Source organism: uncultured Sneathiella sp. (assembly GCF_963973085.1).
GTDB lineage: Bacteria > Pseudomonadota > Alphaproteobacteria > Sneathiellales > Sneathiellaceae > Sneathiella.
This window is the reverse complement of record NZ_CAXAXA010000002.1, coordinates 489042-507421: the sequence shown is the minus strand read 5'-3', so window position 1 is coordinate 507421 and position 18380 is coordinate 489042. Positions and strand designations below refer to the sequence as shown.

Annotated in this window: 19 protein-coding genes and 3 tRNA genes; 5 read left to right on the top strand and 17 right to left on the bottom strand. The window is 59.3% G+C overall.

Annotated features, from left to right (window positions below; genetic code table 11):
• Positions 1–37: 37 nt before the first annotated feature.
• The 8 genes from AACZ19_RS06680 to AACZ19_RS06645 form a co-directional block, all read right to left on the bottom strand.
• Positions 38–1453, bottom strand: coding sequence for a GMC family oxidoreductase (locus AACZ19_RS06680; protein ID WP_339632259.1), 1416 nt, complete (start codon positions 1451–1453; stop codon positions 38–40).
• Positions 1453–1596 carry a hypothetical protein gene (locus tag AACZ19_RS06675; RefSeq protein WP_339632257.1) on the bottom strand — a complete coding sequence of 48 codons (144 nt, stop codon included), beginning with the start codon at positions 1594–1596 and terminating at the stop codon, positions 1453–1455. The genes AACZ19_RS06680 and AACZ19_RS06675 overlap by 1 nt, the downstream gene beginning before the upstream one ends.
• Before the next feature lie 167 nt (positions 1597–1763).
• Positions 1764–3311 carry a glutamine-hydrolyzing GMP synthase gene (gene guaA, locus AACZ19_RS06670; protein ID WP_339632255.1) on the bottom strand — a complete coding sequence of 516 codons (1548 nt, stop codon included), beginning with the start codon at positions 3309–3311 and terminating at the stop codon, positions 1764–1766.
• A 62-nt stretch (positions 3312–3373) separates the two neighbouring features.
• Entirely contained in the window at positions 3374–3859 is a 486-nt protein-coding gene (locus tag AACZ19_RS06665) for a tetratricopeptide repeat protein (protein WP_339632253.1), read from the bottom strand.
• Between the two features lie 137 nt (positions 3860–3996).
• The gene (locus AACZ19_RS06660; RefSeq protein WP_339632251.1) at positions 3997–5301 is read right to left on the bottom strand and encodes an RsmB/NOP family class I SAM-dependent RNA methyltransferase; all 1305 of its coding nucleotides are present in this window, start codon (positions 5299–5301) and stop codon (positions 3997–3999) included.
• Positions 5298–6761 carry an IMP dehydrogenase gene (gene guaB, locus AACZ19_RS06655; RefSeq protein ID WP_339632249.1) on the bottom strand — a complete coding sequence of 488 codons (1464 nt, stop codon included), beginning with the start codon at positions 6759–6761 and terminating at the stop codon, positions 5298–5300. The genes AACZ19_RS06660 and guaB overlap by 4 nt, the downstream gene beginning before the upstream one ends.
• A 187-nt stretch (positions 6762–6948) precedes the next feature.
• Positions 6949–7686, bottom strand: a complete 738-nt coding sequence (locus AACZ19_RS06650; protein ID WP_339632247.1) for an RlmE family RNA methyltransferase — start codon at positions 7684–7686, stop codon at positions 6949–6951.
• Positions 7683–8777, bottom strand: a complete 1095-nt coding sequence (locus AACZ19_RS06645) for a Ppx/GppA phosphatase family protein (RefSeq protein WP_339632245.1) — start codon at positions 8775–8777, stop codon at positions 7683–7685. Before AACZ19_RS06645 ends, AACZ19_RS06650 begins: the two co-directional genes overlap by 4 nt.
• A 193-nt stretch (positions 8778–8970) precedes the next feature.
• Between AACZ19_RS06645 and AACZ19_RS06640 the strand changes: the two genes are divergently transcribed.
• Positions 8971–9044 (top strand) — tRNA-Gln (locus AACZ19_RS06640).
• 279 nt (positions 9045–9323) lie between these two features.
• Positions 9324–9959, top strand: coding sequence for a hypothetical protein (locus tag AACZ19_RS06635; protein WP_339632243.1), 636 nt, complete (start codon positions 9324–9326; stop codon positions 9957–9959).
• Between the two features lie 39 nt (positions 9960–9998).
• Here the strand turns inward: AACZ19_RS06635 and AACZ19_RS06630 are convergent, their stop codons facing one another.
• Positions 9999–10685: a helix-turn-helix domain-containing protein gene (locus AACZ19_RS06630; protein WP_339632241.1), complete on the bottom strand. Its 687-nt coding sequence runs from the start codon at positions 10683–10685 to the stop codon at positions 9999–10001.
• 144 nt (positions 10686–10829) lie between these two features.
• Here AACZ19_RS06630 and AACZ19_RS06625 point away from each other — a divergent pair, with 144 nt between their 5' ends.
• Positions 10830–11651: a methyltransferase domain-containing protein gene (locus AACZ19_RS06625; protein ID WP_339632239.1), complete on the top strand. Its 822-nt coding sequence runs from the start codon at positions 10830–10832 to the stop codon at positions 11649–11651.
• A 16-nt stretch (positions 11652–11667) separates the two neighbouring features.
• On the opposite strand, the gene AACZ19_RS06620 is transcribed toward AACZ19_RS06625, so the two are convergent.
• Both AACZ19_RS06620 and AACZ19_RS06615 read right to left on the bottom strand, forming a co-directional pair.
• Positions 11668–12315: a hypothetical protein gene (locus tag AACZ19_RS06620; protein ID WP_339632237.1), complete on the bottom strand. Its 648-nt coding sequence runs from the start codon at positions 12313–12315 to the stop codon at positions 11668–11670.
• Positions 12316–12414: 99 nt separating this feature from the next.
• Positions 12415–12666: a hypothetical protein gene (locus AACZ19_RS06615; RefSeq protein ID WP_339632235.1), complete on the bottom strand. Its 252-nt coding sequence runs from the start codon at positions 12664–12666 to the stop codon at positions 12415–12417.
• A gap of 174 nt (positions 12667–12840) precedes the next feature.
• Between AACZ19_RS06615 and AACZ19_RS06610 the strand changes: the two genes are divergently transcribed.
• Positions 12841–13179: a PilZ domain-containing protein gene (locus tag AACZ19_RS06610; RefSeq protein ID WP_339632233.1), complete on the top strand. Its 339-nt coding sequence runs from the start codon at positions 12841–12843 to the stop codon at positions 13177–13179.
• Between the two features lie 14 nt (positions 13180–13193).
• Here the strand turns inward: AACZ19_RS06610 and AACZ19_RS06605 are convergent, their stop codons facing one another.
• On the bottom strand, positions 13194–13451 hold the full coding sequence (locus tag AACZ19_RS06605) for a hypothetical protein (RefSeq protein ID WP_339632231.1): 258 nt from the start codon (positions 13449–13451) through the stop codon (positions 13194–13196).
• A 170-nt stretch (positions 13452–13621) separates the two neighbouring features.
• Between AACZ19_RS06605 and AACZ19_RS06600 the strand changes: the two genes are divergently transcribed.
• Positions 13622–14896, top strand: coding sequence for a pentapeptide repeat-containing protein (locus AACZ19_RS06600; RefSeq protein ID WP_339632229.1), 1275 nt, complete (start codon positions 13622–13624; stop codon positions 14894–14896).
• On the opposite strand, the gene AACZ19_RS06595 is transcribed toward AACZ19_RS06600, so the two are convergent.
• The 5 genes from AACZ19_RS06595 to glpX all read right to left on the bottom strand — a co-directional run bounded on the left by AACZ19_RS06595 (position 14893) and on the right by glpX (position 18343).
• The gene (locus AACZ19_RS06595; protein ID WP_339632227.1) at positions 14893–15195 is read right to left on the bottom strand and encodes a hypothetical protein; all 303 of its coding nucleotides are present in this window, start codon (positions 15193–15195) and stop codon (positions 14893–14895) included. The genes AACZ19_RS06600 and AACZ19_RS06595 overlap by 4 nt on opposite strands.
• Positions 15196–15277: 82 nt before the next feature.
• Positions 15278–15352 (bottom strand) — tRNA-Glu (locus AACZ19_RS06590).
• Positions 15353–15404: 52 nt separating this feature from the next.
• Positions 15405–15479 (bottom strand) — tRNA-Glu (locus AACZ19_RS06585).
• 105 nt (positions 15480–15584) lie between these two features.
• A complete protein-coding gene (gene recJ / locus AACZ19_RS06580) occupies positions 15585–17372 on the bottom strand; it encodes a single-stranded-DNA-specific exonuclease RecJ (protein ID WP_339632225.1) in 1788 nt (595 codons plus the stop codon).
• A gap of 11 nt (positions 17373–17383) precedes the next feature.
• Positions 17384–18343, bottom strand: a complete 960-nt coding sequence (glpX, locus tag AACZ19_RS06575; protein ID WP_339632223.1) for a class II fructose-bisphosphatase — start codon at positions 18341–18343, stop codon at positions 17384–17386.
• Between the last annotated feature and the right edge of the window lie 37 nt (positions 18344–18380).

Here is an 18380-nt window from a genome sequence, read left to right as displayed (position 1 = left end):
CGCCCGCACCCGGGGCGCACGCTGTCAGGGCGCGCCCTCATACTTTCGCCAAATGATCCGCGAGACGCAAACTGAACTGGACGATGGGCAGGGTGGGGTTCGTATAGCCGCCCGTCGTAAAGATCGAGGAGCCGGCGACGTAGAAATTTTTCGTCCCGTGAATCCGGCAGTTGGAATCGACAACGGACACCTCCGGATTGACGCCCATTCTTGTCCCGCCCATATGATGAAAGCCGCCGGGCGCATAGGTTTCAGGATAGGGCATATCCGAAATCATCCACTCGTCAAGCTTGAGCCGCCCCAGGTCGCTCTCATGCAGCCACTGGTTAAAGACCTCGGTAGATACGGCGAGTGTCCGCCTGTCAAACGGGCTCTTTTTCCAGAACAGGACCGGCCGCGGTATCCCGAATTTGTCCTTCTCTGAATCTGAAAGCTCTATTCTGTTGGATTTCAACGGTTCCAGTTCCCAGACCGTCTCAATAATGGCCCCGCAGGCCAGATCCATCTCCATCAACTCCGCCATTTTTCCGCCATAGGTCGGCGCAACGCACAGTAAATCCTCAAGCAATCTTTCCGTCGCCGTCGCCTCCGCCTCATAAACGGAAATGCAGCAGTTGAGCACCCCTTCTTCCTTCTGGGCAAAGCCGTCCAGACTGTAGGAGGCATGGTTCAGGACCTTTTTCTCCACAAACGCGGCGCCAATAAAATATTCCGGATGCTCCATCCAGTATTCTCCGACGGGAAGCCGTTTGTCATACAGCCTGTCGCCATGATTGCGATGCAGCCAGAGCAGCAAGCGGCTGTTCTCGATACCGCCGGTCGCCAGCACGACATTCTCCGCGCGAACCGAGAGGTGCTTGCCATTGTAGGACTTGAACATGGCTTGCGAGATACGCCTGTCGATGACCTCGACATCGACAAAATTCGCATTGGTAATCATCTCGATTTTGTCAGAGGCCTGAATCTCCTCCAGATATTTCTCGGCAAATCGGGTCGGCAGCGACTCCTTGAACGTCACGGTCCGAATACGGCGCCCGATCTCCACTTCGGGAAAATCCGAACCGATATCGAGGATGCCGCAGGCCTCATCAAGGTAGGGATCAATATCGCTCTTGGTGATCGGCCATTTGAGGGCCTCGGAAATATAGGACCGATCGAAATCGATCGCTTCGAGCGACCGGCAGATCCCGTGCCAATGGTTTGTCGATCCGCCAAAATACCGAAGCCGCGCGACATCAAGGTCGAAATACACATCCCCGATTGTCTCGCCGAGATAAATCTCCTGCGACTCATCGGAATAATCCAGCGCGCCGCCCTCACAAAGAATGACTTTCTTGCCTTGCCTCGCAAGGCTCCGGGCAATCGTGATACCCGCCGCGCCGGAGCCAATGACGCAGACGTCACTCTCTACGGTCGTGGAATCCGTCTTGGCATCCTGAAGGTTGGATATCATCAGATATCGCCTTCCTTAAGCAGCCATCCGGACCGGTCTGAACGCGCGGAAGGGACAGCCAAAGTCAGCTTGGGGGTGGAAGCGGAAAAAACTGCCAGCGAGATCATGCAAAATGATGTCAGGAATTTTCGTCTGGTGAACATGAAAACCATCCATGGGGAAAAGCCAATTTTCACATTTTTATAGAGCAAGATAATTAAAGCAACTTTAAATTAATCATCGAAGTAGGGAAAAAATCTGAAGTTGTTCTGCCGCCCGACCTCGAGGTACCCCGTGCTCTCCGGGCAATGACTCTCGCTGAGATCGCTCCCTACTCCCACTCAATCGTGCCGGGGGGTTTTGAGGTGGTGTCGTAGACGACGCGGTTGATGCCTTTGACCTCGTTGATGATGCGGGTCGAGACATGGCCGAGGAAGTCATGGGTGAAGGGGTAGTAATCCGCCGTCATGCCATCGGTCGAGGTGACAGCGCGGAGCGCGCAGACATAGTCATAGGTGCGGTTATCGCCCATCACGCCGACGGTCCGCACAGGAAGCAGCACCGCGAAGGCCTGCCAGATCTCGTTATAGAGGCCTGCGCTGCGGATTTCCTCAAGATAGATAGTGTCGGCTTTTCTGAGAATTTCCAGCCGTTCCCGGGTGATGACGCCGGGAATGCGGATGGCGAGCCCCGGCCCCGGGAAGGGGTGGCGGTCGACCAGCTCTGGCGCCATGCCAAGCTCGCGGCCCAGATCGCGGACCTCGTCCTTGAACAGCTCGCGCAGGGGCTCCACCAGCTTCATGTTCATGCGTTCCGGCAGGCCGCCGACATTATGGTGCGACTTGATGGTGACGCTGGGACCGCCGGCGAAGGACACACTCTCGATCACATCCGGGTAGAGCGTGCCCTGGGCCAGGAAATCGGCGCCGCCGATCTTCTTCGCCTCGGCCTCGAACACCTCGATGAAGATGCGGCCGATGGTCTTGCGTTTCACTTCCGGATCATCGACATCCTCAAGCTCGTCGAGGAACAGGTCGGAGGCGTCGCGATGGACCAGCGGGATGTTGTATTTGTCGCGGAAGAGGCTGACCACCTGCTCCGATTCGCCCGCCCGCATCAGGCCGGTATCGACATAGACGCAGGTGAGCTGGTCGCCGATTGCCTCATGGATGAGGACAGCCACAACCGAGCTGTCGACCCCGCCGGACAGCCCGCAGATCACCTTGCCGTCGCCGACCTGCGCGCGGATCGCGTTGATCGCCTGATCCTTGAAGGCGGCCATGGTCCAGTCGCCTGCAAGGCCACATATTTTATGCACGAAATTGGAGAGCAGCGCCGCTCCGCTCGGTGTATGCATAACCTCGGGATGGAACTGTACGCCGTAGAAATGCCGCGCATCGTCGGCAATGGCCGCAAAAGGCGCGCCGCGCGAGGTGGCGGCCACGGTAAAGCCTTCCGGAATTTCCACCACATGATCGCCATGGCTCATCCACACCTGATCGCGCCGTCCCGGCTCCCACACGCCCTCGAACAGGTGGCAGTTGGCGACGACATTGATCTCGGCGCGGCCAAATTCGCGATGGTCCGGCGCCTCGACCTTGCCGCCAAGCTGGTTGACCATGGTCTGCTGCCCGTAGCAGATGCCGAGAACGGGCACGCCCATCTCGAAAACCGCCTCCGGCGCCTTTGGTGTCTCAAGCCCGATGACCGAGGCCGGACCGCCGGAGAGAATAATCCCGGCGGGATTGAACGCCGAGAGTTTTTCTGCCGCCGAATTGAAGGGAATGATTTCGCTGTAAACCCCCGCCTCCCGGACGCGCCGCGCGATCAGCTGGGTGACCTGACTGCCAAAGTCAATGATCAGAATACTGTTTTTCATAAACGGGGTTTAGACAGTTTGGCGATTTCTGTCCACCCCGTTTATGAGGGGTTTTTGCAGTTTTAGCTTTGCTTGGCCTTATAGTCCTCAACCGCGCGTTTCAGCATGGTATATTCGGCGCAGCCGAAGAAGCAGAGCGCATCGAGTTTCAGAAGATGCTCTTCCGCCATTTTGAGGTTACCGATCTGCAGGTAAGCCTCGCCGATATACTCGTTCGCGCCCTTGTGGTCGGGGTTGATGGCGAGCGCCTTGTTATAATTATCGAACGCCGCATCGTAGTTTTTCATATTCCGCTGGGCATAGCCGAGATAGTTATAGGCATCGGCATTCTCCGGCTCGCTCGCTGTCACCTTGGTGAAGGCGGCGATGGCCGCATCCCACTTTTTGGCGTCGATCGCTTCCTTACCGGCGGCGAATTCGGCGCTTTGCGGGGCTTCGGCTTCCGTCGTGCTGCTGCTACTGCTGCCGGCCGCGAAGACGATCTGCGCCGCCAGCAACTGCGCCGCAAAAACCGTAAAGATCGCCAGTATGAATTTGCGTATTGTCATTGTCTCAACCCCTCTGCCACATTTTATTAATGTCTCATTAAAAAACAAATACGGCCATTTTGCGGTATCGGATCATCATTATAGCTGAAAAATTTCCCTGTTCCCTTCACGAGATGGTGAGCGTGCCTTTTGCGTCCTTACTCAATCTTGCGTTCCAGCACGGCGGTGAAAAAACCGTCGGTCCCGAAGTCCGCCGGGGTCAGGGTGAGGAAGCGTTGCTCGTAACCGCCCTGTACTCCGGCGGCGTCCCAGATATCACCGACGGGACACAAGCTAAACTCCGGATGTGACGACAAGAAGGCCTCGATCTGCGCCTCGTTTTCTTCCTTGAGGATCGAGCAGGTTGCGTAGATCAGCCGCCCGCCCGGGGCGACCAGCGGTTCGGCGCGCGCCAGAATATCCGCCTGCAGCGCAACAAGCTCGGCGAGGCGTTCCTCCGTCAGTTTCCATTTCATATCCGGCTGCCGCCGCCAGGTGCCCGAGCCCGAGCAGGGCGCATCGACGAAGACCCGGTCCATCCGGCCGACGAGGGGGGCGAAAAGCTGGTCATCACGGTCATCGCCGTTGATCGCCAGCGGCTCGATCAGGCTGACCCCGGCCCGCTTCGCCCGAATGCCGATATCCCGCATCCGCCGTTCCTCCACATCGAAGGCGTAGATTTTCCCGGCATAGTCCATCTGCGCGGCCATAGCGAGGGACTTGCCGCCGCTCCCTGCGCAGAAATCGACGACCGTCATGCCCGGCCGCACATCGGCAAGGCGAGAGGCAATCTGCGCCGCTTCGTCCTGCAGCTCGATCCGGCCATTTTCCAGCAGCGGGTGACGGCTGAGGTTGAGGCGCCCCTCGATGATCAGCCCGTCCGGCGAAAATTGCGTCGGCGTGACATCGATCCCCTCATTCTTCAGGAAATACTGGATATCGCTGCGGTTGCCCTTCTGGGCGTTGACCCGAAGCGTGACCGGCGCCCGGTCGCCATAGGCCTGCATCACCGCCTCGGCCATCTCGCCATATTGTGCCGTGATTTTATCGGCAAGCCAGTCGGGGAAGTTCCCCCGCGCCGCGAGCGGCAGGCTCGCAAGATCGACACCGGCGGCGTTGGCAAGCGCCGCTTCCTCAGTTGCCGTCAGTTCGTCAAGGCCGTGCGGGCCGCCGAACCAGCCCGTGCCAAGCGCGTCAGGCACCACATCCTCAAACAGGATCAGGCTTAATAAACAACGGAGCCTGGGGGAAGGTTCAAGTCCGATCTCAAGCGCAACCGCGTCCAGCTCCCCCTGCCTCCTGAGGGCGCGATAGACGAACTCCGTGACCCAGCGCCGGTCCTTCGATCCGGCATAGCGCCGCGCCCGGAAATAGGCGGAGACATGCTGCTCGGCGGGGGTTGGCGCCGCGCCGATGGCGTCCAGAAGTTCAACAGCGGCGGCAAGCCGGGCGGCAGGGGTCATCCGTTCTGCCGGTAGTTCGGCGCCTCTCGCGTGATCGAGACATCATGCACATGGCTCTCGGTCAGGCCCGCATTGGTGATGCGGACAAACTCCGCATTTTTCTGCAAGGTCGGGATATCCTTCGATCCGGTATAACCCATGGCCGCCTTGAGGCCGCCGACAAGCTGGTGAAGGACGGCGTTGGTGGGACCACGATGGGGCACCCGCCCCTCGATCCCTTCCGGGACCAGCTTGAGGTTATCGGAGACTTCCTGCTGGAAATAGCGATCAGCGGAGCCGCGCGCCATGGCGCCGAGCGAGCCCATGCCGCGGTAGGATTTGAACGACCGCCCCTGATAGAGGAAGACTTCCCCCGGGCTTTCATCGGTGCCCGCAAGGAGCGAGCCGATCATGGCGGAGCTTGCCCCGCCCGCGAGCGCCTTCGCCAGGTCGCCCGATGTCTTGATGCCGCCATCGGCAATGATTGGAATACCGGAGTCTTTTGCGGCCGCCGCCGCATCCATGATGGCCGTCAGCTGCGGCGTACCGACACCGGCCACGATCCGTGTCGTGCAGATGGAGCCGGGGCCGATACCGATTTTCACCGCATCCACGCCAGCGTCTATGAGCGCCTTCGTGCCTGCGGCAGTGGAGACATTGCCGCCGATCACCTGCGTCCGGTTGCTTAGTTTCTTGATGCGGTTCACCGCCTCCAGTACCCGGCTGGAATGGCCATGCGCCGTATCGACGATCAGCACATCGACCTCGGAGGCGATCAGCGCCTCGGCCCGTGCGAAACCGTCATCGCCGATGCCGACGGCGGCGGCCACCCGGAGCCGCCCTTGCGCATCCTTGGAGGCGTTGGGAAAGAGGGTCGAGCGCTCGATATCCTTCACCGTGATCAGGCCGATGCAGCGATAGGCATCATCGACGACCAGCAGCTTCTCGATTCTATGGCGATGCAGCAGCTTCTTCGCTTCATCCTGCGTCACCATTTCGCGCACGGTGACCAGATTTTCATGGGTCATCAGCTCGCTCACCGGCTGGCGTGTGTCGGTGGCAAAGCGCACATCGCGGTTGGTGAGAATGCCGACCAGCTTGCCGCTGTTTCGCTCGGTCACCGGGATGCCGGAAATCTTGTTGGACTGCATCAGGAAGAGCGCTTCGGAGAGCGGCTCGTCCGGCGCGATGGTGACCGGGTTGACGACCATCCCGGCCTCGAATTTCTTCACCCGGCGGACTTCATTGGCCTGTTCCTCTATATCGAGATTCTTGTGCACGACGCCGATGCCGCCGGCCTGCGCCATGGCGATGGCCATGGGCGCCTCGGTCACCGTGTCCATGGCGCTGGAGACCAGCGGAATGCCAAGCGTGATCTCGCGAGTCAACCGCGTGGTGGTATCGACCTGCGTCGGCAGGACCTCGGAGGCCGCCGGCTGCAGTAAAACGTCATCGAATGTATAGGCTTCACGTATGTTCATCGCAACTCCGGGAGCCCGTCGGCTCACAATATATGGTGTTGATCATTTCCAGCCTGCATAGATGTTCCCATCCGCAAGCGATCCGATCTGGGGAATTGCCGCGCAATCATACAGTTTGTTTTCGAAATTCATAGGGCCAAATTTGCCGCAACGCGAAAAAAATTTCGCGCGCCGGTTTCTCCCGCTTTTACGCCTCCGCCGCGTCGTTTTTGCCGCGAAATCCCGTCGCCACCACATAGGCTTCGCGGGAATCAGCGCGGCTGGCTTCAGGCTTGGCGTGGCGGACGGTCGAGAAATTCTTCTTCATCTGTTCCAGTAGCTCGTTCTCCGTGCCGCCCTTCAGGACCTTGGCAATAAAGACGCCGTCCGGGGCCAGCACGTCGATGGCGAAGGCCAGCGCGAGCTCGCACATCATGACGATACGGAGGTGATCGGTCTGCTTGTGGCCCGTTGTCGGCGCCGCCATGTCGGAGATGACGGCGTTTGCCGGACCGCCGAGCGCCGCTTTCACCTTCACATCGGCATCGTCCTCGGTGAAGTCGAGCTGCATCACCTCGGCCCCCGACATCGGCTCCATCTCCAGGATATCGACGGCGAGGACTTTTCCCCTGCCCTTCTCCGCGCCAACGCGATCGACCGCGACCTGTGTCCAGCCACCCGGCGCCGCGCCGAGATCGACCACGGCATCGCCGGATTTGAGGAGCTTGTAACGGTCATCGAGCTGCATCAGCTTGAACGCGGCGCGGCTGCGCAGGCCCCGCGTCTTCGCCTCCGCCACATACGGATCATTGAGCTGCCGTTGCAGCCAGGCGGTCGAGGAATTCTTGCGCCCGCGCGCCGATTTCACCTTGGTATGCAGGAGCCGCCCGGTCATCTCCGTCGAGCGGGAGGACAGGCCGCCGGGCCGCTTCGGGCTTTTGCTCATGAGGGCCTCGCCGCCGGGGCAGAATTTTGGGCGGGTTGCCTGCCGTGCCGTTCGTTATCCACCCGGCGCATCATGCCGAGCAACATCCCCTCGCGTAGGCCGCGGTCGGCAACACGGAGTTTCTTCACCGGCCAGCGGTTGTGCATTGCCTCGACAATCGCGCAGCCGGAGACGACGAGATCCGCCCGCTCCTCGCCGATGCAGGGTTCTAGCACCCGCGCCGCGTAATCGCTGGTCGCGAGACGGCGGCAGATATCGAGCATTGCCCGCGTGTTCAGCCAGGCCCCGTCGACCCGGCGGCGGTTATAGCGTTCCAAGCCGAAATGCACGCCCGCGAGCGTCGTCACCGTGCCCGAAGTGCCAAGCATCTGCACCTGCCCCTCGCGGATCTGCTCGGCGATGCCATGAGTTGCCTCAAAATCATCGATATGTTCGCTGACGTCCAGCATCATGTTGGCGTAGGCATCCTCGGTGATCTCCATCCCGCCATGACGCTCCGTCAGGGTGACGACGCCGTAAGGGATCGACATCCAGCCGAGCACCTCGCTCCGCCGCCGTCCGCGCAATCCGAGCCAGACAAGCTCTGTGCTGCCGCCGCCGATATCGAACACGAGCGCGTTGCGATGGCGGTAATCGATGAGCGGGGCGCAGCCTTCGGCCGCCAGCGCCGCCTCCTCCGCCGTGGTGATGATATCGAGCTTGATCCCGCATTCCTCGGCCACGCGGGCAAGGAATGCCGCGCTGTTGTCCGCCTTGCGGCAAACCTCCGTCGCGACGCAGCGCATATGGGTCACGCCGACGCGGCGCATTTTGTCCGCACAGATGCCAAGCGCCTCGACCGTTCTGTCCATAGCGTCATCGGACAGCTTGCCGGTCAGGCTGACGCCTTCGCCAAGGCGGACGATGCGCGAGAAACTATCGATAACGCGAAAGCCCCTGCCCTGCCGTTTCGCCACCAGCAACCGGCAGTTATTGGTGCCCAGATCAAGCGCGCCATATACATTGGAGGAGTTTTCCCCACCATTATGATATCTGCGTCGATGTCTCTTAGCTTCGCCCTTTCCCAGTTTCTGGGGTTCTGAAATCGCCACCCAGGACTACCTCCAGGTCAAAATCTACAGGCCCCGGTCAAAACCCCGGGCCATTTCTCCTCCATGCTAACAGTTTTCGGCGCAAGGTTCATATATATTTTGAGATGAGGGCGCTTTATCGGGCGTTGACAAGGCGCGTGCGAGTTGCTAGTAAGCCGCCTGCCCCGCGCGCTCGCGGGCGCGCCGCCCATGGTGGGGAATCGTCTAATGGTAGGACAGCGGACTCTGACTCCGTCAATCCTGGTTCGAGTCCAGGTTCCCCAGCCATCCGCCTTCGCTGATTTTGCCGTTGGCAAAATCCAGCTACGACGAGATTGGGTACAACCCAATCAACGGCGGAGCGTGTGAAGCGGAAGACTTCGAACGGTATTTGAAATCATCCTTCGGGCGGGCCTTCGAGAAGGAGTATTTTCAAGATCCTGTTGCTCGTCACCAGCAGTTTGACGATAGACGTAACTTCCGATCTTTTTATTAATGGTTGTTTTTCTGTATCTATAGTTTTAAAAATAAGCAGGCATTTTTCGCGTAAATTGTGAGTGATCGAATATGAAGAAGATGGTTTCCAAGTTAGTCGGCCTTATCTTGTTAATCTCTGTTTCAGGCTGCGCATTCTCCGTGCCGGAAAAAAATTATCTCACGCAGAATAACTTGGACGAATTCAATGCTCTGTATCCACATACGGTTATATCAAGAATTGCGTATGATCCTGCTTTTCCAAACCCGGTGGGGCCGGATCATCAACTATATAAATCAGTTTCTTTTGGAAATGTGGAAGAGGTTCCGGAGGTAATCCGGAATATAAATATTGCGATCGCGTCTTCGGTTCAATTTGAAATTGCTCTTCGAAATACGCTTCGGGATTCAAACCTGCTAAGCGAAGACAACGAGAACACGAAGTATTTTCTCGATGTAAATTATATAAAGAACGACTTCTTCGCGCTGACGACAACAATTCACTATTTATTTAGAAAAAAAGGCGACGCATTACCTCTTTTAGATAGAGATTTTGCAAGCACAGTCGTTATCAAAAATAACTGGGGCGGAATGATGTGGCAGCACGCAAGGATCGCCACTCGATTGGCACATATGTTGAATATTGCGTCGATAACCTGGTGTTTGGAGCAATATGACGGTGCGAAATTTCCAGACAACTGTAATCTGACTTACGTAAGTTTGGACTAATATCCAGCTTCGGCGGCCAGCCTATTAAATTGATTCAGATCACCCCCGCGCCGATTTCACCGCCGCGAGCGGGCTGAGGTTGAGCCAGGCGCCGACTTTTTCGGTGATGCGGCGGGGGCCGTGGGCGTCGAGGCGGCCGCTTTCCAGCGCCTCGGCGAGCGGCAGGTCGCCGCGGATGACATAGATGATGTCGGGCAGGCTGCAGGCGAGATAAAGGTCAATCTCGAACCCCGGATCGTCGACGCAGAGCTCGCATTCCCCCTCCCGGTTGACGAACCACCAGAGCTGCTTGTTGCCGGGCTGGTCGGTGAGGTGGAGCTGCACGACGCTTCGCGTCTCGCCAAATGCCGTCGGATCGACGCCACGTTCCAGCGCCCAGACGAGCAGGCCGAGATCGACCTCCCCTTCCACCAGTTGCCGCCGCGACCAGCGCTGCCCCCAGATGCCGAGGGCCTCGACCATCGGGATGAATTCGGCGCCCGCCTCGGTCAAGTGATAGCTGCGGATTTTCGAGCCCGGAGCCGCCCGCCGCTCGACGATGCCCTCCGCCTCCAACTGCTTCAGGCGCGCCGACAGCAGGGTCGGCGACATCAACGGCACACCCTTTTGCAATTCGGAAAAGCGGCTCGCCCCGTGGGCGAGATCGCGGATGATGAGAGGTGTCCAGCGTTCGCAGAACAGCTCGGACGCCTTTGCTACCGGACAAAACTGGCCATAGGATTTCATTCCCGCCTCCTTTGATGTTATATTAGCATTATATGAAATTACGGGAAACTACATTTTCTGGACTATTCGGCGCGGAGCCGCCTGCCTAACCTAGCCCTTTTCGCGTTCAATTCCCGAGCGCGGGATCAGGAAAGGAGTTAAAAAATGAGCACAGCCATAAACGAGACAACAAAAACCGGCCAGGTATCGGACAGCGCCGCCGAGGTGTATGAGAATTTCTTCGTCCCCGCCCTGTTCGCGGATTGGGCGCCGCGGATATGTGATGCGGCGCGGCTGTCACCGGGCGAGCGGCTCCTGGATGTTGCCTGCGGGACCGGACTGGTCGCGCGGGAGGCAAAAAGCCGGCTCGGTGACACGGGCGCGGTGACCGGCCTTGATTGCAATGACGGCATGCTCGCCGTTGCGGCGCGGCTCGCCCCCGATATCGACTGGAAAAGCGGCGTGGCGGAGGATATTCCGTTTGCGGACGCCCGTTTTGACGTTGTCACCTGCCAGTTCGCCCTGATGTTCTTTGACGACAGAGAAAAAGCGCTTCAGGAGATGTGGCGGGTGCTGCGACCCGGTGGACGACTGGTGGTCGCGACCTGGGACAGCCTCGCCCATTCGCCGGGCTATGATGCCATGGCAGCCCTGCTTGAGCGGCTCTTCGGCGAAAAGATCGCGAGCGCCCTGCATGCGCCCTATAACCTTGGGGACTGCGACGAGCTTATCCAAATTTTCAAAGATGCCGGTATTTCAGACCCGGTGATCCGGACCCGCCCCGGCCTCGCCCGATTCCCCGACATCGAAGGCTGGGTTTATACGGATATCAAGGGCTGGACCCTCTCAGAGAGCATCGATGAAGCGCAGTACCAGAGGCTTCTCGGCGAGGCGAAACGGCATCTTGCCCGCTTCACGACAGGGGAGGGCCGCGTCGAATTTTCCGCCCCCGCCCATCTTGTAATCGCGGAGAAAAAGGAGAGTTGATGGAAAGGCGCTCTGCCTAAGTCCTTACAGCGTCAGCGTCGCCTTCGTCATGTGTTTCCGGGGCGCTGAGGAGGTTCTGGCCGCGGGGGTTCAGGCGGGAGGAGATCTGCAACAGGCCGTTCGGCACACGGAGTTCCTTCGGCAGGTAGGACCAGACCAGCATAGTCACGAGCACGCTGAACGGGGTCAGCAGCAGGCTCAGCATCGCCCAGAGGATGATCGCGCCGCCAAGGCTGGTGATATTCTCCGAACCCTCCAGCTCGGCGGCGAGGATGACCAGCACCGCGAAGGCGTGGGGCAAATAGAGCCCGACGCGAAAGGCATCGGAGAACCGTCGCTGCCGCAGGCGCGGCCAGACTTTGCGGTAAAGCCGCAGACTGACATAGGTGAGCGGCACGAAGAAACAGGCGAGCATTCCGGCAACGCCAAGCAATTCAAGGAGATAGCCTCTGACCGGCGCACCGCGGAGATAAATATCGAGCAGGACCGTGGCGCCCGCGAACAACAGCGCGGCGACGAAGGGCGCCGAGAAATTGATCCGCTCGCGCCGGCTGCTACGCCGGATCCGACGCAGGGCCAGCTTCGAATAGAGCTTGATTTTCGCTTTTAAATCAGACAATTGCACGATCTTCACAAGATATGATTTCAGTTGAAACGCGGCCACATCCGCCCCGCCCGATGGCGCGGCCCAGATGTATCATATTCCCCCGCAATGCCAAACCCGAAATTCACACAAACTGTCGTGAGATTTAGGCGGCCGGGATCAGCGCGTCGCCAGGCTTCCGATCACACCGGTGATATCGCGGAATTCGTCGGACAATGTGCGCATGGTCTTCGCCTGCTCGTGGAGAGTCGGGATGTCATCCACCGCCTCCACATCATCGAGCAGCAGATCGAGCGCCGCCAGACTGGCGCTACTGGCACGTTCGGCAATGGATTTTCGATCCAGCTCGCAGGCGTTGGAAAATTCGATTTTCAATCCGTCCACAATAGACGCCAGTTCAGTTTGCCGCATGGCGAAGCCTTTCCTGAAAATTACATCGTCAGAATAAGCCGGTGAGGTAAATGAAAGGTTAAGGGCACCGGCCCGCGCAAAATTTTCAGGGACATCCGGTCGAGGCAAACGAGTTCTTAACCATTCCCGGCGACACTGGGGCGAAACACAAAATTTTCATCCGCAGGAGAGACAATGCATACCCCCCTGAACGACAATCGTCGTGCCCATCGCCGGTCCGTCATTGTCCAGAAAACCCGCGTCCGCCATGACGGCGGCGAAGAGACGGGCCGCATCCTCAATATCTCCGCTGGCGGCGCCGGCCTGCAGCTGGAGGTTCGCCTGCCCGATCAGACGGAAATTACCGTCGAGATCGATAATATCGGGATTGTTCCGGCGCAGGTTGTCCGCCAGATGCAGGACGGGGTCGGCGTGAAGTTCACTTTCTCGCCGGAGCGCGAACAGATGTTTATCCGCCAGATCACCAAGCTTGTCGCCGAGAAGCGCCGCGAGCAATTCTTTGTTGTGAGTTAAAGGACCTCGCCTGCTCAGCCACCCTGGCGTCCGGCGAACATCAGCTGCTTGGCGTCTTTGTGAAACTGCTCAGCCAGTTCATATTCCTTTTTCAGCTCCGCAATCGATTTCGCCTGGTCCGCCGTGTTGAGACCGCCATCGACCGCATATTCGATCAGCGAGGACGCGCCCGAATTCGCGGCAAGATTAAATCCCTTGCGCAAATAGGCGTCCTGACGGTTTTTGACCCACCCTTCAAGGGCATCTACCTGTTCCTGGGTTACCTGTATCATCTATCCTCGTCCCGGTTTTGTTTCGGCAATTAAACGTAAACTGCAACTATCTATTAACCTTGTCTGTTTATAAACAAGAACAGGCCAACGAATAGACGCGAAGTATCAGAGAAAAACGTTAATCTTGTCTTACAACAAGGTTAGAGGCTCAGCCCGGAGATGAGAGACGCATGACAATGATGACGCCGCAAGAAATTATGGAAATGCTCGCCGAGCATGGCAAATGGCTCGTCAATTCCAAAAAGGGCGCTCGGGCCAATTTCAAGCATGCGGATTTTACCGGGGCGAATTTCGCCGGGGCAAAGCTCCAGAAATCCAGCCTCTCGGGCTGCAAGCTCTCGCGCTCGATCTTTCGCGGCGCCAACCTGATTTCCGCCGATCTTTACGCCGCCGACCTGACAAAGGCCGACTTGCGCGATGCCCTATTGATCCGGGCGGATTTGCGCGGCGCCGAACTCAAGGGTGCGAAGCTGAACGGCGCCAATCTGCAGGAAGCGGATTTTCGTGGCGGCTCCCTGATCCTCTCAGGCGGCGAAACTGTCACCTTCCCCGCCGGCGACCTTTCCGATGCGGAAATGGAGAATGTGGTCGCGGAGAAAGCCAACCTCAACGGCGCCAATCTTTCCGGCGCGGCGCTCGGCAACGCGAACTTTGCCTATTCCCAGCTAAAAGGGGCGAACCTGACGAAGGCCGACCTGCACGGCGCGGGCTTTACGGGTTCGGACATGGCCGGCTGCGACCTTACGGGCGCCGATCTGGCCGGGGCCGACCTTTCCAATGTAAATCTTTCTGGCGCCAAGGTAGAGGGCTGCAATTTCGAGGATGTGAAGCTCGACGGCGCGAAGCTTGAGAATGTCGACTTCTCCAAGGCGAAATCCGGGGCAACACATCTGGTTCAGGAGCCTGAATCAACACCGCTTCCCCCCAATCTTCAGGCATTGCTGAAAAAGCATTTCCTCTGGGTGGAGACCAACGGCCTGAAGGGCGAACGTGCCGATCTTTCCGGCATGGACCTCTCGGGCATGGATCTTTCGGGCTGCGCCCTCAGCGGCGCGACCATGCGCGGTGCCAACCTCAAGGGCGCCAACCTCAGCAAGGCCCAGACGGTGATGAGCGACATGTCGCAATGCATCATGGAGGATATTGATCTTTCCGACGCGATCATGGAGGGGGTCAACCTGTCCCGCTCCAACCTCAAGAACGCGCGCCTGAAAGGGGCAATTATGACGGCGGTGGACCTCAAGGACTCCAAGGGGGAATCGCTCGGCAAGAATTGGCCCGCCAACCTCTCAGCGGCGAACTTCACCGGCGCCAATATGGAAAACGCCGACATGACTGACGCCAACCTCATCGACGCCAACTTCAAGGGCGCCAACCTGACCGGCGCCATCTTCACCGACGCCGACATGGAAGACGCCAAGTTCGACAAGAAAATCAGCGCCTAGTGGATCTTTTGGTCGCCGGTGCCGCTCTCGAACTCATAGACATGGACGAAGTAGCCCGCCATCGGGTTACGATCGAGATATTCGATCAGGTAGTCGCGGCAGGCGGTGCTGGCGTCGCTGATCAGATACTGCCAGAGCGGCTCCATCGGGCGGGTTTTGGTGTCGACATGCGGCACGCTGACCGATCCGGCCCATTTTACGTCGAAGCCGCTCAGGTAATTCTCCGCGTAATGGCGGAACACGTCGGCCTCGTCGATATTCACCCCGGCCTTGTTCTCGAAGCAAAGTCGCAAGTTCATGGCTGTCCTCCTGTTATCTAAATATAAGCAGGCTGGCGGAAAAGAAAAGACATCCTCACCGTTTGGCCGCGGTGCGATGGGGTGGTATCCCCTAGGAGAATCGAACTCCTCTTTCCAGAATGAGAATCTGGCGTCCTAACCGATAGACGAAGGGGACGCAATAAACGGGCACTTACCTACAGGCGCTTCTTCGCGCGGCCCGGACCGGATGGTATCCCCTAGGAGAATCGAACTCCTCTTTCCAGAATGAAAATCTGGCGTCCTAACCGATAGACGAAGGGGACATACATCCTGTCGCAGGGGCAGGATTTACCTATTCTGTCCTTATATATCAAGTAAAAAATGTGAAAAATCATATTTCGTTGCAAAGCCGCCACGCAGGCTGTTGCCTAAGTCAGGCGGACGGCATCCTCAATCATCAATTGCGCCGAGACTTTGCCCTGCCAGCTGTTCTTGCGAAGATGACCGGCAATGTGAAAACTGGCGCCCTGATGGCCGAGCAGCGCATCGCCGAGCGGTGTCTCCAGCGCCCGGAAGCAGATGCCCGCAAGGCGGCCCTGCCCCGCCACACTGGTCAGGATGCAGCGCACGTGATTCTCGCCGACGATACTCGCCTGCACCAGCCGGACGTTCTGCAGCGCGAAGCGTGGCTCCGGGTTGCCCGCGCCGTAAGGGCCCGCCTGTTCCAGCAGGGTGATCAGCTCTGTGGTCGCCCCCGCCACCGAGAGCGCGCCGTCGAGGCCGAGGCTGGCAGTTTTCGATGCCTCGCTCACCGCGCCTTTCAGCCGGTCGTTGAGGAAAGTGCGGAAATCATCGATCCTGTCGGCGGCAATGCTGAGGCCCGCCGCCATCATATGGCCGCCGCCCGCCGTGATTATCTCCTTATGCCGCGCCGCGCCGATGGCCGCACCCATATCGACGCCGGGGACCGAGCGGCCGGAGCCTTTCCCCGCCGCCCCGTCGAGCGCAATCACGATAGCCGGGCGCTGAAACGCATCTTTCAGACGGCTGGCGACAATGCCGATGACGCCCGGATGCCAGCCCTCCCCGGCGACAACGATGACGGCATCGTCCTTGAGCGGGCTATTCTCGACCATATTGAGGGCCTCGTCCTGCACCTCAGCCTCGATCGCCTTGCGATCCTGATTATAGCCGTCGAGAAATTGCGCGAGCTTGCGACATTGCACAGGATCATCGAGGGAGAGCAGCTCCGGCCCATATTCCGGCCGCCCGACGCGCCCGCCCGCATTGACGCGCGGGCCCAGCAGGAAGCCCGCATGATAAGTGCCCGGCGCCTCATCAAGGCCGGCAACATCAGCAAGCGCCGCAAGCCCCGCATTGCCGCGCCGCGCCATGACCTTAAGGCCCCGCGCGACGAACGCGCGGTTGAGCCCGATCAGCGGCACCACATCGCAGACCGTGCCGAGGGCCACGAGATCGAGCCAGTAGCGCGGGTCCGGCTCGCGTCTCGTGTCGTTATACCAGCCCGCCTCACGTAAAGTGCGGTTGACGGCAACGACGAGCAGGAAGGTGACGCCGACGGCGGCGAGATAGGTGAACTGCTGGCTCTCGTCATGGCGCTTGGGGTTGATGACGGCGACGGCGTCCGGCAGCCGGGTTTCCGCCTGATGATGATCGACGACGATGACCTCCAGCCCGATATCCTTCGCATGTTTCAGCACATCGAAGGAGACAATGCCGCAATCGACGGTGATGACGAGATCGACGCCCTGCGACTTGAGCGTGTCCATGGCGGCGCTGTTTGGGCCATAGCCCTCCTTCATGCGATCGGGAATATAGATGATGACGGGCGCGCCAATGGCATTGAAGAAGCGCTTGAGCAGGCCCGAGGAGGTTGCGCCATCGACATCATAGTCGCCGAAGACAGCGATTTTCTCTGCCCCCTCAATGGCCGCCGCAATGCGCGCCGCGCCCTTGTCCATATCCTTGAAGCTGGAGGGATCGGGCAGCAGGTTGCGGAGCGTCGGGTCGAGATACTGCTCCGCCTCCTCCAGCGCAACGCCGCGCCCGGCCATCACCCGGCCGACAATTTCCGGCACATCGAGACGCTGGGAAATGGCGAGGCCAAGCCGCTCATTCTCGGAACGAAGACGCCATCGCTTACCCTTGAGCGAACTTTCCACATCGAGAAAGGCGGGAACTACCGGCGCATCCATAACGGGCCTGCCTACTTTACCTTGTGATCACCCCGGATATAGCGGACCGTGCCGGAATGGGACCGCATGACGATGCTCTCCGTAAAGATCCGGTTGCCCTTCTGGCGCACGCCGCGCAGCATCGATCCGTCGGTGACCCCGGTGGCCGCGAAGATCACGTCGCCCGCCGCCAGTTCCTCCAGGTTATAGACGCGGGTGAGATCGGTAATCCCCCATTTTGCAGCGCGGGCCTTCTCGTCATCATTGCGGAAGACCAGCCGGCCCTGCATCTGGCCGCCGATGCAGCGAAGCGCTGCCGCCGCCAGCACACCTTCCGGCGCGCCGCCGGTGCCGACATACATGTCGATGCCCGTATCGGGATTGGAGGTCGCCATGACACCCGCCACGTCGCCGTCGGAGATCAGCTTGATCCGGGCGCCGGTCTTGCGGATATCGGCGATGATATCGGCATGGCGCGGCCGATCGAGGACGCAGGCCATAGTCTGGTTGACCGGCACGCCCTTGGCCTTGGCAATCGCCCGGAGATTTTCCCCGGCCGATTTGTTGATGTCGATGATCCCCTCTTCATACCCGCCGCCAACGGCGATCTTTTCCATATAGGTGTCCGGCGCGTTGAGGAAGTTCCCCTCCTCGGCGAAGGCAATGACGGCGAGCGCGTTCGGCCCGCCCTTCGCGGTCAGGGTCGTGCCTTCCAGCGGATCAAGCGCAATGTCGATTTTCGTGCCCTTGCCGGAACCGACCTTCTCGCCGATATAGAGCATAGGCGCCTCGTCCCGCTCGCCCTCGCCGATGACGATGGTGCCATCGATATTGAGCAGGTTCAGCGCCGTGCGCATGGCATCGACAGCGGCCTGGTCGGCGGCCTTTTCATCGCCAAGACCAACAAGGTTACAGGCGGCGCGTGCCGCGGCTTCCGTCACACGAACAATTTCCAATGTGAGATTTCTGTCTAAAGACGAGGATTTAGTCATATTTCTTCTTCCGTTACTTCAATAAACAGCACGGCCC

Coding starts and splice junctions, on each gene's coding strand:
- AACZ19_RS06680 (WP_339632259.1), bottom strand. CDS start 1,453: ATGATATCCAACCTTCAGGATGCCAAGACGGATTCCACGACCGTAGAG.
- AACZ19_RS06675 (WP_339632257.1), bottom strand. CDS start 1,596: ATGTTCACCAGACGAAAATTCCTGACATCATTTTGCATGATCTCGCTG.
- guaA (WP_339632255.1), bottom strand. CDS start 3,311: ATGAAAAACAGTATTCTGATCATTGACTTTGGCAGTCAGGTCACCCAG.
- AACZ19_RS06665 (WP_339632253.1), bottom strand. CDS start 3,859: ATGACAATACGCAAATTCATACTGGCGATCTTTACGGTTTTTGCGGCG.
- AACZ19_RS06660 (WP_339632251.1), bottom strand. CDS start 5,301: ATGACCCCTGCCGCCCGGCTTGCCGCCGCTGTTGAACTTCTGGACGCC.
- guaB (WP_339632249.1), bottom strand. CDS start 6,761: ATGAACATACGTGAAGCCTATACATTCGATGACGTTTTACTGCAGCCG.
- AACZ19_RS06650 (WP_339632247.1), bottom strand. CDS start 7,686: ATGAGCAAAAGCCCGAAGCGGCCCGGCGGCCTGTCCTCCCGCTCGACG.
- AACZ19_RS06635 (WP_339632243.1), top strand. CDS start 9,324: ATGAAGAAGATGGTTTCCAAGTTAGTCGGCCTTATCTTGTTAATCTCT.
- AACZ19_RS06630 (WP_339632241.1), bottom strand. CDS start 10,685: ATGAAATCCTATGGCCAGTTTTGTCCGGTAGCAAAGGCGTCCGAGCTG.
- AACZ19_RS06625 (WP_339632239.1), top strand. CDS start 10,830: ATGAGCACAGCCATAAACGAGACAACAAAAACCGGCCAGGTATCGGAC.
- AACZ19_RS06615 (WP_339632235.1), bottom strand. CDS start 12,666: ATGCGGCAAACTGAACTGGCGTCTATTGTGGACGGATTGAAAATCGAA.
- AACZ19_RS06610 (WP_339632233.1), top strand. CDS start 12,841: ATGCATACCCCCCTGAACGACAATCGTCGTGCCCATCGCCGGTCCGTC.
- AACZ19_RS06605 (WP_339632231.1), bottom strand. CDS start 13,451: ATGATACAGGTAACCCAGGAACAGGTAGATGCCCTTGAAGGGTGGGTC.
- AACZ19_RS06600 (WP_339632229.1), top strand. CDS start 13,622: ATGACAATGATGACGCCGCAAGAAATTATGGAAATGCTCGCCGAGCAT.
- AACZ19_RS06595 (WP_339632227.1), bottom strand. CDS start 15,195: ATGAACTTGCGACTTTGCTTCGAGAACAAGGCCGGGGTGAATATCGAC.
- recJ (WP_339632225.1), bottom strand. CDS start 17,372: ATGGATGCGCCGGTAGTTCCCGCCTTTCTCGATGTGGAAAGTTCGCTC.
- glpX (WP_339632223.1), bottom strand. CDS start 18,343: ATGACTAAATCCTCGTCTTTAGACAGAAATCTCACATTGGAAATTGTT.